Origin of the sequence: Rhizobium sp. CB3171, from assembly GCF_029714265.1 — a bacterium.
Taxonomy (GTDB): Bacteria; Pseudomonadota; Alphaproteobacteria; order Rhizobiales; family Rhizobiaceae; genus Rhizobium.
In genome coordinates, this window is record NZ_CP121652.1 from 2,806,852 (window position 1) to 2,822,100 (window position 15,249).

At 59.6% G+C, this 15,249-nt stretch carries 17 protein-coding genes; 7 read left to right on the plus strand and 10 right to left on the minus strand.

The genetic code is table 11. The annotated features are described in order from the left end of the window. Positions 1–45: 45 nt before the first annotated feature. The 6 genes from QA648_RS13640 to QA648_RS13665 all read right to left on the minus strand — a co-directional run bounded on the left by QA648_RS13640 (position 46) and on the right by QA648_RS13665 (position 5,882). Positions 46–375: an L-rhamnose mutarotase gene (locus QA648_RS13640; RefSeq protein WP_283047479.1), complete on the minus strand. Its 330-nt coding sequence runs from the start codon at positions 373–375 to the stop codon at positions 46–48. 14 nt (positions 376–389) lie between these two features. Continuing rightward, complete coding sequence (locus QA648_RS13645; protein WP_283047481.1) at positions 390–1,502, minus strand: mandelate racemase/muconate lactonizing enzyme family protein; 1,113 nt, start codon at positions 1,500–1,502, stop codon at positions 390–392. A gap of 17 nt (positions 1,503–1,519) precedes the next feature. Then, a complete protein-coding gene (ugpC, locus tag QA648_RS13650; protein WP_283047482.1) occupies positions 1,520–2,617 on the minus strand; it encodes a sn-glycerol-3-phosphate ABC transporter ATP-binding protein UgpC in 1,098 nt (365 codons plus the stop codon). Between the two features lie 5 nt (positions 2,618–2,622). Further along, on the minus strand, positions 2,623–3,489 hold the full coding sequence (locus QA648_RS13655) for a carbohydrate ABC transporter permease (protein WP_104824355.1): 867 nt from the start codon (positions 3,487–3,489) through the stop codon (positions 2,623–2,625). Between the two features lie 2 nt (positions 3,490–3,491). Then, complete coding sequence (locus QA648_RS13660) at positions 3,492–4,385, minus strand: sugar ABC transporter permease (RefSeq protein ID WP_104824356.1); 894 nt, start codon at positions 4,383–4,385, stop codon at positions 3,492–3,494. Between the two features lie 180 nt (positions 4,386–4,565). Beyond that, positions 4,566–5,882, minus strand: coding sequence for a sugar ABC transporter substrate-binding protein (locus tag QA648_RS13665; protein WP_104824357.1), 1,317 nt, complete (start codon positions 5,880–5,882; stop codon positions 4,566–4,568). A gap of 176 nt (positions 5,883–6,058) precedes the next feature. Here QA648_RS13665 and QA648_RS13670 point away from each other — a divergent pair, with 176 nt between their 5' ends. The 4 genes from QA648_RS13670 (at position 6,059) to QA648_RS13685 (ending at position 9,488) form a co-directional block, all read left to right on the plus strand. Continuing rightward, on the plus strand, positions 6,059–6,850 hold the full coding sequence (locus tag QA648_RS13670) for an IclR family transcriptional regulator (protein WP_283047485.1): 792 nt from the start codon (positions 6,059–6,061) through the stop codon (positions 6,848–6,850). A 65-nt stretch (positions 6,851–6,915) separates the two neighbouring features. Next, positions 6,916–7,752, plus strand: coding sequence for an amidohydrolase (locus QA648_RS13675; protein ID WP_283047487.1), 837 nt, complete (start codon positions 6,916–6,918; stop codon positions 7,750–7,752). Between the two features lie 31 nt (positions 7,753–7,783). Then, positions 7,784–8,329 carry a MaoC family dehydratase gene (locus QA648_RS13680; protein ID WP_283047489.1) on the plus strand — a complete coding sequence of 182 codons (546 nt, stop codon included), beginning with the start codon at positions 7,784–7,786 and terminating at the stop codon, positions 8,327–8,329. Between the two features lies 1 nt (position 8,330). Beyond that, the gene (locus tag QA648_RS13685) at positions 8,331–9,488 is read left to right on the plus strand and encodes a CaiB/BaiF CoA-transferase family protein (protein ID WP_283047491.1); all 1,158 of its coding nucleotides are present in this window, start codon (positions 8,331–8,333) and stop codon (positions 9,486–9,488) included. Between the two features lie 98 nt (positions 9,489–9,586). Here the strand turns inward: QA648_RS13685 and tal are convergent, their stop codons facing one another. Continuing rightward, on the minus strand, positions 9,587–10,552 hold the full coding sequence (tal, locus tag QA648_RS13690) for a transaldolase (RefSeq protein WP_104824362.1): 966 nt from the start codon (positions 10,550–10,552) through the stop codon (positions 9,587–9,589). An 11-nt stretch (positions 10,553–10,563) separates the two neighbouring features. Between tal and QA648_RS13695 the strand changes: the two genes are divergently transcribed. Then, positions 10,564–10,938: a hypothetical protein gene (locus QA648_RS13695; protein WP_283047493.1), complete on the plus strand. Its 375-nt coding sequence runs from the start codon at positions 10,564–10,566 to the stop codon at positions 10,936–10,938. A 114-nt stretch (positions 10,939–11,052) separates the two neighbouring features. Next, entirely contained in the window at positions 11,053–12,042 is a 990-nt protein-coding gene (locus QA648_RS13700; RefSeq protein WP_283047495.1) for a sugar-binding transcriptional regulator, read from the plus strand. Positions 12,043–12,082: 40 nt separating this feature from the next. Here the strand turns inward: QA648_RS13700 and QA648_RS13705 are convergent, their stop codons facing one another. Both QA648_RS13705 and QA648_RS13710 read right to left on the minus strand, forming a co-directional pair. Further along, on the minus strand, positions 12,083–12,955 hold the full coding sequence (locus tag QA648_RS13705; RefSeq protein ID WP_283047497.1) for a bifunctional helix-turn-helix domain-containing protein/methylated-DNA--[protein]-cysteine S-methyltransferase: 873 nt from the start codon (positions 12,953–12,955) through the stop codon (positions 12,083–12,085). A gap of 69 nt (positions 12,956–13,024) precedes the next feature. After that, complete coding sequence (locus tag QA648_RS13710; protein WP_283047499.1) at positions 13,025–13,528, minus strand: DUF2244 domain-containing protein; 504 nt, start codon at positions 13,526–13,528, stop codon at positions 13,025–13,027. Here QA648_RS13710 and nth point away from each other — a divergent pair. Next, entirely contained in the window at positions 13,527–14,324 is a 798-nt protein-coding gene (gene nth, locus QA648_RS13715) for an endonuclease III (protein WP_283051341.1), read from the plus strand. The genes QA648_RS13710 and nth overlap by 2 nt on opposite strands. Positions 14,325–14,352: 28 nt before the next feature. Here the strand turns inward: nth and QA648_RS13720 are convergent, their stop codons facing one another. Beyond that, complete coding sequence (locus QA648_RS13720; protein ID WP_104824367.1) at positions 14,353–15,066, minus strand: sulfate transporter family protein; 714 nt, start codon at positions 15,064–15,066, stop codon at positions 14,353–14,355. Between the last annotated feature and the right edge of the window lie 183 nt (positions 15,067–15,249).

The following is a 15,249-nucleotide window of genomic DNA, read 5'->3' on the forward strand; positions in this document are numbered from 1 at the left end:
CCGCGCGTCCTTCTCCCCGCTGGGGAGAAGGTGAGAAGCCTCATCTCAGTCATGATGAAACACCTCCTCCATCATGGCCCACCACTCGCCCTCCTTGCGGGTCTCGAGCGGCTTCTGGCAGGGGATGCAAACGGACCACCATTCCTGGTTTTTCGGGCTTGCGGCCATCTTGGCCATATCGGCTGCGAAGTCCGTCCCGACATATTCCCAATAGCCGAAGAGCAGATTCTCCGGCTCCTTCAGGAAGATCGAATAGTTGGTGATGTTGCACTCGGAGATCAGCGCCAGGATCTCGGGCCAGACGGCCGCATGCAGGCGCTTGTATTCCTCGATCTTCGACGGCTCCAGGCCGATCACCATCCCCATCCGCTGCATGGCATATTCCTCCTTCAGCCGTGGATTTCCCGTGTGAATTCGCCGATCGAGCGTGCCTTCACCGCTTCCCAATCCCAGGCGATGCCGATACCGGGCTCGGAGGGTGCGATTGCCTTGCCGTCGATGATCTCCATGCCCTTGGTGGTGAGGTCGTCGAGCTGCGGGATATATTCGACATATTTCCCGTTCGGCACGGCGCAGACGAGGCTGACATGCAGCTCCATCAGGAAATGCGGGCAGACCGGAATATCGAAGGCTTCCGCCGCATGTGCCACCTTCAGCCAAGGCGTGATGCCGCCGATACGGGCAACGTCGACTTGGACGATCGAGCAGGCGCCCTTCTGCATATATTCGCGGAAATGCCGGATCGAATACATGGATTCGCCGACGGCGATTGGCGTCGGCGTCGAGCGCGTCAGGCGAATATGGCCATCGAGATCGTCTGATGGCAGCGGCTCCTCGATCCAGGCGAGATCGAGCTCCCTCAACCTTGCAGCACGGCGGATGACCTCATCGACCGTAAAGCCCTGGTTACAGTCGGTCATGATCTCGAAACCCATCCCAAGCGCCAGACGCATGGCGGAAAGCCGGTCGTAATCCTCGGACCCATGCGGCTTGCCTATTTTCACCTTCGAGCCAGAAAAACCCTTGGCTTTCGCCTGCAAGGCATCCTCGACCAAAGCCTCCTTCTCGATGTGCAGCCAGCCTCCCTCGGTCGTGTAGAGCGGGCACCGATCCTTGGCGCCGCCGGCAAGCTTCCAGAGCGGCAGCTTCTGCTTCTTGGCGCGCAGATCCCAAAGCGCCGTGTCGATGGCGGCGAGCGCCAGCGCGGTAATGGCGCCGATGGTCGTCGCATGGGTCGCGAATTCCATTTTGTGCCAGATCGCCTCGATGCAATCGGCATCCTCGCCGATCAGCAGCGGCACGAGATGGTCCGACAGCAGCCGCATGACGGAGGAACCGCCGGTGCCGATCGTGTAACTGTAGCCGGTACCGACGGCGCCGTCGGAATCGGTGATAGTGACGATCGGCGTCTCCTGGCTGACAAAGCTCTGGATCGCATCCGTCCGCTTGACCTTCGGCGGCAGGTCGACCATGCGCAGCTCAATTTTCTCGATGCGGGCCATGTGCTTGCCTCCCCCGCTCAGATCGCCAGGCTCTTGCCGGTCTCGGCGGAGAAGAGATGCGCCTGGCTGAGGTCGAAGCTCATTTTCAATTGTTCGCCGCTCTTCAATCCGCGCGGATTGAGCATACGCGACACCCATTCGCGGCCGGCGAATTCGACGAAGACCAGGGTTTCATTGCCGAGAGGCTCGGTGATGGCGACGGGCAACGTCACCTCATGCACCGCGGCCTCGGCGCCGGAATGAAGGCCATGGCCGCTCGGGAAAATATCGTCCGGGCGTAGGCCGAAGGCAACCTTTTCGCCATCTCTGACCCGATCCGCAAATTGCCCCGGCAGCGGCAGCTTGTCGCCATTCTTGAACACCAGCGCGCCGGCCGAAACCGTTGCCTCCTCGATATTCATCGGCGGCGAGCCGATGAAGCCGGCGACGAAGCGCGTGGCCGGCCGCTTGAACACTTCATCCGGCGTGCCGACTTGCTCGATGTAGCCATCGCGCATGATGACGATGCGGTCGGCAAGCGTCATCGCTTCCACCTGGTCATGGGTGACGTAGATCACCGTCGACTGCACCTTGGCATGCAGCTTCTTGATCTCGGTGCGCATCTGCGTACGCAGCTTGGCGTCGAGGTTCGACAGCGGCTCGTCGAAGAGGAAGACTTCCGGCTGGCGGACGATGGCGCGGCCCATGGCAACGCGCTGGCGCTGGCCGCCGGAAAGCTGTGCCGGGCGACGGTCCATCAACGCTTCCAGGCTTAGGATCGCGGCCGCTTCGTTGACGCGCTGGTCGATTTCCGCCTGCGGCTGCTTGGCGATCTTCAGCGAGAAGCCCATGTTCTCGCGCACGGTCATATGCGGATAGAGCGCGTAGGACTGGAACACCATGGAAATGTTGCGATCACGCGGCGGTAGATCGTTGACGACGATATCTCCGATCATGATGGCGCCATCGGAGATATCCTCAAGGCCGGCGATCATGCGCAGCGTCGTCGACTTGCCGCAGCCGGAAGGCCCGACAAGGGCGATGAATTCCTTGTCCCTGATATCGAGATCGATCCCATGGACGATTTCCAGGGCGCCATAGCGCTTGACGAGTTTTTTGAGCGTAACCTGAGCCATGGAGTTCAACCTTTGACCGCACCGAATGTCAGACCCGACACCAGATGCTTCTGAATAATGAAGGTGAGAGCGAGCGCCGGAACGATCATCACCACCGCGAGAGCGCACATGCCGCGCCAGTCGATGGTGAATTCCGCCGTATAGTCGAGCAGCCCGACCGGGAGTGTCTTGGAATCGACGGAGCGCGTGAGCTGCGAGGCCAATGCATATTCGTTCCAGCAGGTGAGGAAGGCGAAGATGCCGGCGGATGCGATGCCGGGGCCGGCAAGCGGAAACTCCACCTGCCAGAAGGCTTGCCAGCGCGTGCAGCCGTCGATCTGCGCGGCTTCGGCGAGATCCTTCGGCACCTGCCGGAAGAAGCCGTCGATCAGCCAGATGGTGAAGGGCACATTCAGCGCGACATAGGTGAGGATCAGGCCGAAATGCGTGTCGATGATGCCGAGCCGCGCATAGACCATGAACAGCGGCAGCGACAACGCCACGCCGGGCACGGAGCGCGTCAGCATCAGGCCGAGGAAAACCGCGGATTTGCCGGTGAAGCGGAAGCGCGCGAAGGCATAGCCCCCGGACATGCCGATGATCAACGCAATGACAGTGGACGTGACGGAGATCACCAGCGAATTGCGGAAATAATCCCAGACGGGAATACCGCCTTGCCCCGCGCCACCAAACATGGCGCGATAGGCGTCGAGCGACAGCTCCTGCGGGATCCAGACCGGCGGCTTCGCCATGATCTCGACCGTGGGCCGCAGCGAGCTGAGGATGATCCAGAAGCCCGGCAGGCAGATGATGAGCATCGCGATGAAAAGGCCGATGAGATAAGCGACTTTTCCGATGCGGCGGCGCATGCGTTGTTCAGCGTTGCGATCCATGATTACCACTCCGCTCCGATCTGGGTGCGGGCAAGCGCCAGCTTACGGAAGAAATAGACTGTGAAGGCGATCGACAGGATGATCGAGACATAGGCCATGGCGTTGGCGAGTCCCATCTGCGCATCGGCATAGGCCGTGCGCCCGACGAGCGTCCAGATCAGCTCGGTGCGGCGCGCCGGGCCGCCATCCGTCATGATCTTGACGATGTCGTAGGCGCGGGCAACGTCGAGCGAGCGGATCGTCATGGCGATAAAGGCGAATGGCATCAGGAACGGCCAGGTGACATAACGAAAAGTCTGCCAGCTCGTGCAGCCGTCGACTTTCGCTGCCTCCACCGGCTCCTGCGGCATGGCGAGCAGACCAGCGAGGATGAGGATGGCGAAAACCGATGTCGACGACCAGATTTCGGCGATGACGATCGACAACAGCGCCAGATTGCCATCGATCAGCCAGGGGATGGCACTATTGGTTATGCCCAGGGATTGCAGGGCATTGTTGATGATGCCGACATTGTCGTTGAACATGAATTTGAACTGGAAGCCGACGAGCACTGGCGAAAACATCATCGGAAACATCATCAGCGTGCGCAGCACACGCTTGCCGTAAGTCGCCTTGTTGACCAGAAGCGCCAGGCAGAGGCCGAGCAGCATTTCCAGATTGAGCGCGATGGTCAGCAGCACCACGGTGCGCACGAAGGCGGCCAGGAAAACCGGATCGGTGAGAATGCGGGTATAATTCCGCAAGCCGATGAAGGTGAAGAGCGTCGCCGGGCGCGTCAGGCGGAACGGCGTGAAGCTGGAATAGAAGGACAGAAGCAACGGAAACAGCACCACCGCCACAAGCACGATGATCGCCGGAAGAAGCAGCAGGACCGGTGGAGATATTTTCTTATACATGGTTTGCACCTGTCGGCATTCCTCAGCAGCATGGCCCGGACTGCGTGGAATGCGATTGCATGGGGCCGAGAGGCCGGCGTCACAGCCGGCCGGACAGACCGGCCCCTAAAGGCGCAGGTCATACTATTTTTCAAACAACTCCCGCACCCTCTGCCGGATGCGGGAGTTTGATTGCGGCGATCAGAGCGCGCCGGCGTCCTTCAGGACGTCGGTTGCCTTTTGTGCGGCCGTGTCGAGCGCTTCCTTGGAGGTCTTGTCGCCGAGGATGGCGGCCTGAAGCTCAGGATAGACGACGTTGGAAATCTCGATCCATTGCGGCGTGCGCGGAACCGGGAAGGCATACTTCATCGATTCCTGGAAAGTGCTGAGCACTTCCTTCTTGTAAGGATCGGATGCAGCCTGTTGGATGTCCCATTCCCAGACGGCCTTGCGGGTCGGGAGCGTGCCATTGGCGGCTTCGAGCTTCTGCGAATCGTCGTTGGTCAGGAACCAGACGAGCGAGGCGGCGGCATCCTTGTTCTTGCACGCTTCCGTCACGGAGAAGCCGTGATGGCCGGACCAGCCGGTGTGCTTGCCGGCCGAACCGACAGGCTGCACGACGACGCCGACATTGCCGGCGATCTTCGAGGACTTCGGATCGTTGAAGTAGGTCGCCCAGCCCGGCCAATCGAGATCGAGCGCAACGGTGCCCGACGCAAAACCGGCGCCGAGATCGTCCCACAGGTAGTTCGTCGTGCCGGCCGGAACGGCCTTCGCCTTGTACATGTTCACGAACCAGTCGAGCGCGCGCACGCCGGCTTCGGAATTGAAGGCCGGCTTGCCGTCCTTATCGAGATATTCGCCGCCTTCGGCGACAAGCATTTCATAGAAGCGGCCGTTGATCGCCTCTTCCTTGCCGGGGAACTGCGTGCCGAAGAAGTTCGGCGGATTGGCGAAGAAGGTTGCCTGGTCTGACACTTCCTTCCAGGTCTTCGGCGGCGCCAGGTCGTAGCCGTACTTGGTCTTGAACGCCGTCTTCTTGGCCTCATCATTGTAGAGGCTCTTCTGATAGTAGAGTGCCGAAACGTCGAACTGAGCGCGCGGCAGCATGACTAGCCGGCCGTCGATGGTCGATGCCTCGATGGTCGAATCGACGAACTTGGCGATCTCTTCCTTCGGCAGCAGCTTGCCGAGGTCAGTATAGAGGTCGGGATACTGGGGGGCGAAGGACGAATGGTTCGAGCCGACGCACCAGGAAATATCGCCCGACGCCATGTCCGACTTGATTTCCTTGTCGAGCTCGAAGTGGTTCTTCTTGGAGAGGATGTTGACCTTGGCGCCGGTCTCCTTCTCCCACTCGGAAATGCGCCCATAAAGCGGCTCGTATTGCTGGCCGCCGATCAGCTTGGCGTCGATCGTCACGCCCGGGAACTTGCCGGGCAGGTCGGCGGCAAAGGCCGCGGAACTCGCGAGCAATGCCAATACGCCGGCGGCAAGACCGGCCTTCAAATTCCTCATTGAATTTCCTCCCTAAAGGACCGGACACTCCGCCCGATCACCTCACGATCCAAATATGGATCAATGATTTATATGTAAACACCTTATTCACTGACCGTCAAGCGGGATCACAGGCGCTTGCAAATCGCTTTCATTCATATATGAATGATGAATCATATTTCTCTGGTGAGGCCCCTATGAGTGTAGAAGACGATAGCGATCGATACCGCGCGCCGGCGCTGGACAAAGGCCTCGATATTCTGGAGCTGCTGGCGCGGATCGACGGCGGCCTGACGCAGGCCGAAATCGCCAAGGCGCTCGGCAAAAGCCCGAACGAATTCTACCGTATGCTCGATCGCCTGGTCCGGCGTGGCTATGTACAGCGTCAGGACGGCGATCGCTTTTATCTGACCCTCAAGCTCTTCGGCCTGGCGCACTACCACGCGCCGGTGCGCCGGCTTGTTTCCTTTGCCACGCCGCTGATGCGCGAATTCTCCAACCGCGCCGAGCAAGCCTGCCATCTGGCGATTTTCGACCGCGGCTCGGTCGTGGTCATCGCCCAGCAGGATTCGCCGACCTATTGGGGCATCTCGATCCGGGTCGGTGCCCAGATCAATTTGTATAATACCGGCTCCGGCCACATTCTTCTGGCATTCAAGGATGAAAAACAGCGCCAGATGATGATCAATGAGCAGAGGCGCCAGGAACAGGACGCCGAGGAGCCGCCGGCCGATCTTGAGGAAAAGCTCTCGGCAATCCGCGAGAAGGGCTTCGAAACCATGAACAGTCTGCAGACGAGCGGTGTTCACAATATTTCCGCACCAATCCTGGCGATGGACGGCAATGCGCTGGCAGCGCTGACCTGCCCCTATATCGAGCCCGTGAACCAGAAGGCACCGACACGCGAACAGGTCGTCGCATATGTGCGGGAAGCGGCCAAGGATATCTCCGAAACCGTCGCCGGAACGGTCGACAAGGCCGAATTGTAATTTTTATTTGAATAAACTATTCTTATGTGAGTATATGTTGAGCAAGCAGGTATGGGAGGAACACCATGCTTTTCGACAGCCACTTGCATATCGTCGACCGAAAAAAGCTCGCCTATCCCTGGCTGGCTGGCGCCGGTGCGCTCAATCGCGACAGCCTCTATGAGGACTATGCGCGCGAAGCCAAGCGCCTCGGCATCACCGACACGCTTCACATGGAAGTTGATGTCGCCGAAGAGGATATCGAACGCGAGACCGACTATGTCAAAGGTCTGAGCCGTGAGCCCGGCAGCCTGCTGCGCGGCGCGATCGCCGCCTGCCGTCCGGAAGATGCCGGCTTTCCCACCTATCTCGAACGCGTGCTCGCCGACCCCTTCGTAAAAGGCTTCCGCCGGGTGCTGCATGTCGTACCTGACGACGTTTCCGAAGGCGCACTTTTCCGCGAAAATTTGAGGCGGCTCAACAATACACGGCTCACCTTCGATCTATGCGTGCTCCCGCATCAGATTTCCCAGGCGATCGCGCTAATCGACCTCAATCCCAACATCCGCTTCGTGCTCGATCATTGCGGCGTGCCGGCAGTAAAGGATGGATTGAGCGAAAGCTGGTCGTCTGGGATCAGTGAGGTTGCCAAACGGCCGAATGTCACCGTGAAGATCTCCGGTGTCGTTGCCTATGCCGATCCCGATAACTGGTCGCCGGAAACACTGCGTCCCTTCGTCGAACACTGCATCACAAGCTTCGGCTGGGATCGCGTCATCTGGGGCAGCGATTGGCCGGTCTGCACGCTCGCTGGCAATCTCTCCACCTGGGTCGCCGCCACCCATGCCTCGATGCAAGGCGTAAGCGCCGACGAACGCAATCGGCTCTATCATCTTAACGCCAAGCGCCTCTGGTCTCTCTGAGACCGGCGCGTTTCCACCGAAAGCCAACGCCATGATCGCCACCGTCGGCATTTCCAGCACCCACCCCAAGACCATGCCGGCGGATCATGCCGATATTCCCGTCTGGAACTCGGAAAACTGGTTCTATGAAGACTTCGAGATCGGCCACAAGATCCGCTCGCTGCGGCGGACGATCTCCGAAGGCGAATCCCAGCAGTTTAACGCCCTCGTGCTCGATATGCATCCCTATGTCAGCGACCAGATCTTTGCGGAGACGGAAGGTCTGTTCGGCAAGCGCCTCGTCGCCGGCGCCTTCGTCTTCTCCGCCGGCCTCGGCCTCGTCGCTACCAATTGCATCAACGCCTTTTCCTATGGCTACGACAAGCTGCGCTTCATCAAGCCAACTTTCATCGGCGACACGATCTACACCATCCGCACCAATCTCGATAAGCAGCCGAAATATAAGGATCTCGGCCTGATCCGCTCTTCCTACGAAGTCTTCAAGGGCGAAGGCGAGCTGGTGCTCTATTGCGAGCATATCCAGACGGTGCGCTACAAGGACGGCCGGCCCGCGGACGCTCCGGAGTTGAAGGGCTGAGATGATCGAAGGCAATAATGGCGGCCTGCTCGACGGCATCACGGTGCTCGATATGAGCCAATTTCTGGCCGGACCGATGGCCGCGCTGCGGCTTGGCGATCTCGGCGCGCGTGTGATCAAGATCGAGCGTCCCGATGGAGGCGATCTCTGCCGCCGGCTTTATCTCAGCGACACCGAGATTGGCGGCGACTCGACGCTCTTCCACGCGATCAATCGCGGCAAGGAAAGCGTTGCCATCAATATGAAGGACGAAGGTGACCTGCAGGACCTGCGCGTGCTGATCGCAAAGGCCGACGTCATCATCCAGAATTTCCGCCCCGGGGTCATCGACCGCCTGGGTCTCGACTACGTCACGGTCGCGAAGATCAATCCCCGCATCGTCTATGGCAGCATCACCGGCTACGGGCCCGATAACGAATGGCGGCATTTCCCCGGTCAAGACCTGCTTGCCCAGGCCCGCTCCGGCGCCATGTGGCTGAACGGTGAAGCCGACGACGGCCCCGTGCCCTTCGGCCTCGCGGTCGCCGACATGCTGGCCGGCAATCTCATCGTCCAGGGCATTCTCGCCGGCCTCGTGCGGCGCGGCGTCACCGGTCAGGGCGTCCATGTCGAAACCAGCCTGCTGGAAGCGATGATCGATTTCCAGTTCGAGGTACTGACCACCCATCTGAACGACGGCGGCCGCCTGCCGAAGAAATCCTCCGTGCGCAATGCCCACGCCTATCTCTCGGCTCCTTACGGCGTCTATCATTGCGCCGATGGCTGGCTGGCGCTGGCCATGATGCCATTGGCGAATCTGGCGCCGCTCTTCGAGCTTCCGGCGCTTGCCGATTATACGCCGGACGAGGCCTTCTCCCGCCGCGACGAGATCAAGAGCCTGATCGCTGCCCGCCTGCACGAGAAGACGGTGAGGGAATGGCTCGCCATCCTGGAGCCCGCCGATATCTGGGCCGCGGAGGTGCTGGACTGGCCGAAACTGCTGCAAAGCGCTGCCTTCCGCCAGCTCGACATGCTGCAGACGGTAACCCGCGACGACGGCACCTCCGTTCGCACAACGGCAAACCCGATCCGCGTCGACGGTGTCAGGAGCAAGAACAGCTTTGCGGCGCCGACGATCGGTGGTCAATCGGAGAAGATCGGGGCGGAATTTATTGGGTAGGCTTTTCCGCCCTATCATCCGAAACAAAAAAAGGGCGCCGCATCTCTGCGGCACCCTCTTAAACAACGGCCCTCTTCAAAAAGAGAAGCAACCTCGCATTAGGCAGCGGCGAGCTGCAGTTCCTTGCCGACCATGGTGCGAAGGGCGACCAGATCCTTGGCGAAGGCGCGAATGCCTTCGGCGAGCTTTTCGGTTGCCATCGCATCTTCGTTCATCATCCAGCGGAAGGTCCGTTCATCGACGGCGATCTTGGAGACGGAAGTCTTGTTTTCCGGCGAGAGCTTGCGCTCCAGCTTGCCTTCATCCTTGGCGAGTTCGTCAAGCAGGTTGGGGCTGATCGTCAGGCGATCGCAGCCGGCCAGCGCTTCGATTTCGCCGGCGCTGCGGAAGGAGGCGCCCATGACGATCGTCTTGATGTCATTGGCCTTGTAGTAATTGTAGATCTCGCGAACAGAAATAACGCCCGGATCTTCTTCTGGCGTGAACTCCTTGCCGGTCGACTTCTTGTACCAGTCGAGGATGCGGCCGACGAAGGGCGAGATCAGGAAAACCTTGGCGTCGGCGCAGGCAACGGCCTGGGCCTTGCTGAAGAGCAGCGTCAGGTTGCAGTCGATGCCTTCCTTCTGCAGGACTTCGGCGGCGCGAATGCCTTCCCAGGTGGATGCGAGTTTGATCAGGATGCGGTCATGGCCGATGCCGCGTTCCTTGTAGGCAGCGATGATGGAGCGGGCCTTGGCGATCGAACCTTCGGTGTTGAAGGAGAGATCGGCGTCGACTTCCGTCGAGACGCGGCCGGGAACGAGGCCGGAGAGAGCGGCGCCAACGGAGATTGCCAGGCGGTCGGCGACGGCAGCGGCAACGGCGTCCGGCGTACCACCCTGCTTCTTGCCCCAGGCGACGGCTTCCTTGATCGCGTCGGCAAACATCGGCGTGCCGAGCGCCTTCAGGACGATGGTCGGATTGGTCGTGCAGTCGACCGGCTTCAGGCGGGCAACCGCCTCGATATCGCCGGTATCGGCCACGACCGTCGTCATAGCGCGAAGTTGGTCAAGCTTGGATGTCATGATACGTATCCTTGTTGAATTGGCCCATTGAATTGAGAGATATTGACCGGCGAATTCCGTCCGGTTCGATGGACGACACGAAGACTGCAAGCGGATTGCGCCGTTCCTTCTCCTATGCCTCGGTAACGGGAGAAAAAGCGCGAAAGTTCCATTTTCCGGTGAACGGTCAAAGCCGCGAAGAAGCAATTGCCGAAGACAGGCTTTCCGCCGAAACCGAGCGCCCTATATGGCTCCCTGCTTGGCCAGACGCATCCACGGCGCAGCACTCGCACATTGCCCTCCTCGACTGGACAAAGACCGACTTCCTCACGGCGACTATCATCAATCTCGCAGCGAAAAGTCAAGGACATTTGTGCATTTCAATTGACATAAGTTTCAAGCCATAGAATATCGGCAATAGAAGCTGATCTTGCTCGCCCCGTCATGCACGATCGCCGCAACCTTTGTCGTTTGCGATCATTAAAACAAAAAGGGCGTGCAGAAATCTTGCCGGAGGACCTGTGGCCAAACTCAGACGTGGGACACACACCGCCTATTCCGAGACGGCGTCTCTGAGGCTGCGCGCTGCCTGGCTCTATTACAATCAGGGTCTGACGCAGAAGGATGTTGCCGAGCAGCTCGGCATCAGCCGCACCACTGTGATCCGTCTGCTGGACGAGGCGATGCGTCGCAGCGAAGTGCAGATCTGGATCAATGAAGGCATCGACGATTGCGTCGAACTCGCGATCAAGCTGGAACGTGCCTATGGGCTGGACGAGGCGATCGTCGTTCCTTCGCCCGCAGGCGGAGACGTCGACGCGCAGGCAAAAAGCGTTGGCCTGGCGCTCGGCCAGTTCCTGACCGAGGCGATCCCCGACAATTATACGATCGGCGTCGGCTGGGGCCGGACGATGACGGCTTCGCTCGCAAGCTTTCGCCCGCCACGCCGCGACAATTGCAAAGTGGTTTCGCTGCTCGGTGGCATCGTCGCTGTCCAGCAGACCAATCCCATCGACTATACCTGGCGTTTGGCGAGCCAACTCGGCGCGGAATGCTACATGTTCCTGGCACCGCTTTTGGTCGATTCCATTGAGACCAAGCGCAATCTGATTGAAAAATGCGGTCTGGAGGCGATCTACCGCCTGGCCGAAAGCCTCGATCTCGCCATCGTCAGTTGCGGCGATATCGGCCCCCGTTCCACCTCGCTGTCGGAAGGCTTCATCTCGAAGCAGGTGCTGGATCAGTTGATCGAGGCGGGCTGCGTCTGCGATACCATGTTCAATTTCCTCGATGCCGAGGGCAATTCCGTCGATCATCCGATCAACAAGCGCGTCATGTCGGTCGATCTCGACACCCTAAAGAAGGCCAAGCACATCGTTCTGTCCTCCGGCGGCGCGCACCGCGCCCTTGCGATCCGCGCCACCATCAAGCGCATCGGTTGCAACACGCTGATCACGGACGAAAGCGCCGCAAGGGAACTGTTGCAGATGGCGATGGCAAAGGCAGCTTGACTCCTGCCTTCACCCCCGGCGAGGAGAAGGCAGAGCCCCCTCAAGCCTTCCCCGCCTCCCAGCCCAACATAGCCCGCTTGCGCGTCAGGCCCCAATGATAGCCGGTCAGATCGCCGTTCTTGCCGAGCGCGCGGTGACAGGGAACGACGAAAGAAACGGGGTTGCGGCCGACGGCGGCGCCGACCGCGCGCATCGCCGTCGGCTGGCCGATGTCTTTGGCGATATCGGAATAGGTAACTGCCCGGCCCATCGGGATCTTCAACAGGCTTTCCCAGACCCGCACCTGGAAATCCGTGCCGATCAGCACGACGCGCAGCGGCTGTTCGCTCGACCATTTCGATGGCTCGAAAATCCGCGCCGCATAGGGCATGGTCGCCTGCAGGTCCTCGGCATATTGCGCATTCGGCCAACGGCAGGTCATATCCTCCAGGCAAGCCTTCTCGTCGCCGGAATCGCTAAAGGCAAGGCCGGCAAGACCGCGGTCTGTGACCATGATCAGCGCTAGGCCGAAGGGCGAGATATGGAACCCATAGCGGATGATAAGCCCGCCGCCCTTCGCCTTCCATTCGCCGGGCGACATCGCCTCATGCGTGACGAAGAGATCGTGCAGCCGGCTTGGTCCGGAAAGACCCACTTCGAACGAGGTTTCCAGCAAAGGCAGGTCTTCCTCGCGCAGCAGCCGCTTGGCATGGTCGAGCGTTACGGCCTGCAGGAAGGCCTTGGGCGACAATCCGGCCCAACGGGTGAAGGTCTTCTGCAATTGAGTGGGCGATTGTCCGAGTCGTTCGGCGATCGTTTCCAATGACGGCTGATCGCGATAGTCCTCGGTGATGAACTCGATCACCCGGCGGACGGTGTCGTAGTCCGGTCCTTCCGGGGTGATGTCTGTCTTCAACTGTGCGATAGCATTCATAATCTTTCTCCTTAAAAAGGAGAACACCACGAAGAGAAGGGTAAAACCACCCGTTTCTTGCCTGGACGCTTATATCCGCTGCGTCACCGTTGCGAGGGCGCGTTTGAAAGCCTTCGCAAAGCTCTCCCGGTCCTCCGGATTGAGAAAAGAGCCGACATCGGTGTGATGGCTTCGATCGCGGACATGCATCGAGACAACACCGATTTCACTGTGCCGGCGGACAAGGAAACGTGTCCAGAACGGATTGAAACGGTGTTCGACCATGCGGCCCGAGGGCGAGAATTTGCGGATCGAAACGTCGGTGCGCGACACCGTCACCTCCTCCCGCACCCTGCCAGAGCGGTAATTCAGCCAGAAGGCGCCATAGAGCAGGGTGAAATCCGCCCCGAAGAAGACGCCGATCGGCCATGCACCACGGATGACGAACAAGATGCCATAGATCAGGCAGAACGCTCCCGCCAGCGTCAGCATCACCTTGAATCCCCGTCGCCCCAGGGAGCGATGAGGAAACAGTTCGGCGGCGAAGACCGGCTTGTTGCTATCGATGTCAGTATCGGCGTTGCGTTCGGTCATAGGACTTGAGTATAGGTCGTTCATGGCAAACCCCAAGACCAAATCCAGCGCGCAAAACGTGAAAAAGTCAAATACGGCCGCAAGCCGCAAGTCGGCTTTTAAAAGCCCCTATTCCAAGGCGGATCTGGACGAGATCTTTCGTCGTTTTTCCATCCAGCGGCCTGAGCCGAAGGGGGAGCTAGAGCATGTCAATCCCTTCACGCTGGTGGTTGCCGTGGCCTTGTCGGCGCAGGCAACCGATGTCGGCGTCAACAAGGCAACCCGCGCTCTCTTTGCCGTCGCCGATACGCCACAGAAGATGCTCGATCTCGGCGAAGATCGCATCCGCGACTACATCAAGACGATCGGCCTCTACCGCAACAAGGCGAAGAACGTCGTGGCATTGTCGGAGAAATTGATCCGGGATTTCGACGGCGAGGTGCCGCAGACGCGCGAAGAGCTGATCACGCTGCCCGGCGTCGGCCGCAAGACCGCCAATGTCGTGCTCTCCATGGCCTTCGGCCAGGCAACGCTCGCCGTCGACACCCATATTTTCCGCATCGCCAATCGCCTGCGGCTTGCGCCTGGCAAGACGCCGGACGAGGTCGAACAGCGGCTGATGAAGGTAATCCCTGACAAATACCTCTACCACGCGCATCACTGGCTGATCCTGCACGGGCGCTATGTCTGCAAGGCGCGCAAGCCGGAATGCGAACGCTGCGTTATCGCCGATCTCTGTCGCTCGCCGGAAAAGACCTGGGATATCCCCGCGCCATTGGTCGAGCTACCGCCGCAATTGGTCGGCGCCGCCGATTAGAGCTGCAATCGTCCTATATCTGCAATTTTCAGCCGCGACGAGCCGCTTCCTTCTGAGAAAGAAGCTTGTGCAAGTGCACCATCATCCCCGCGGCAAACAGCGGCGTCAAAAGGTTGACCAGGGGAATGGCGAGGAAGGCGGCGATCACCAGACCGGCAAGGAAAACGGTGAAGGCATATTTGCTGCGAAACCGTCGTGCCTCTTCCGGCGGCCGGAAGCGCATGGCGGCAAATTCGAAGAACTCCCGGCCAAGCAAATAGCCGTTGACCAGGAAGAAGGCGACGAGATTGACGCCGGGAATGAAAAGCAGAAGCAGCGCGATGATGTTGCCCACGACAACGATGCCGAGGAATTTCAGCGAACTCTTCATCGCCGGCACAAATGGCAGCGCTTTTCCCGGCGCATCGGCCGGATAATCCCTCTTCTCCACCACCTCAGCGACATCGTCGAGAAAGAGCCCTGCGATCAGTGCCGTAACCGGTGAGATCAGCAACGCCAAGCCTAGCGCCAAAACAAGGCCCGCCAGAACGGCGAGAAGAAAGGTGAGCCAGCTCGTCCAATCCGGTACGGGCGGCATGACGCTTTGTAACCACGGCAATACGAAGGCGATGAAGCTGCTGCGCAGCGCAAACCAGAGAGCGATAAGCGCCAGCAATGTGAGCCCGAGGACTTTCCAAAAAACCTTGCGCGTCTCGGCTGCAAAGAGATTGGCGACGGAAAGACGCGCGGCATGGATGATCATTCGTCCGATATCCCGTTAGTCGCGGCCGGATATGTAAGTAGTAATTGCAGATATATCAATATATTCCCGCCGGCCGCGTAATAACCCTCACCCATTTGAATTGTTGTAATCAAGTACGCACTAATATATTGTGGGTTTCATATGAAAAACAACAACCTAACATGATTAGCGGTCATCCAAAAT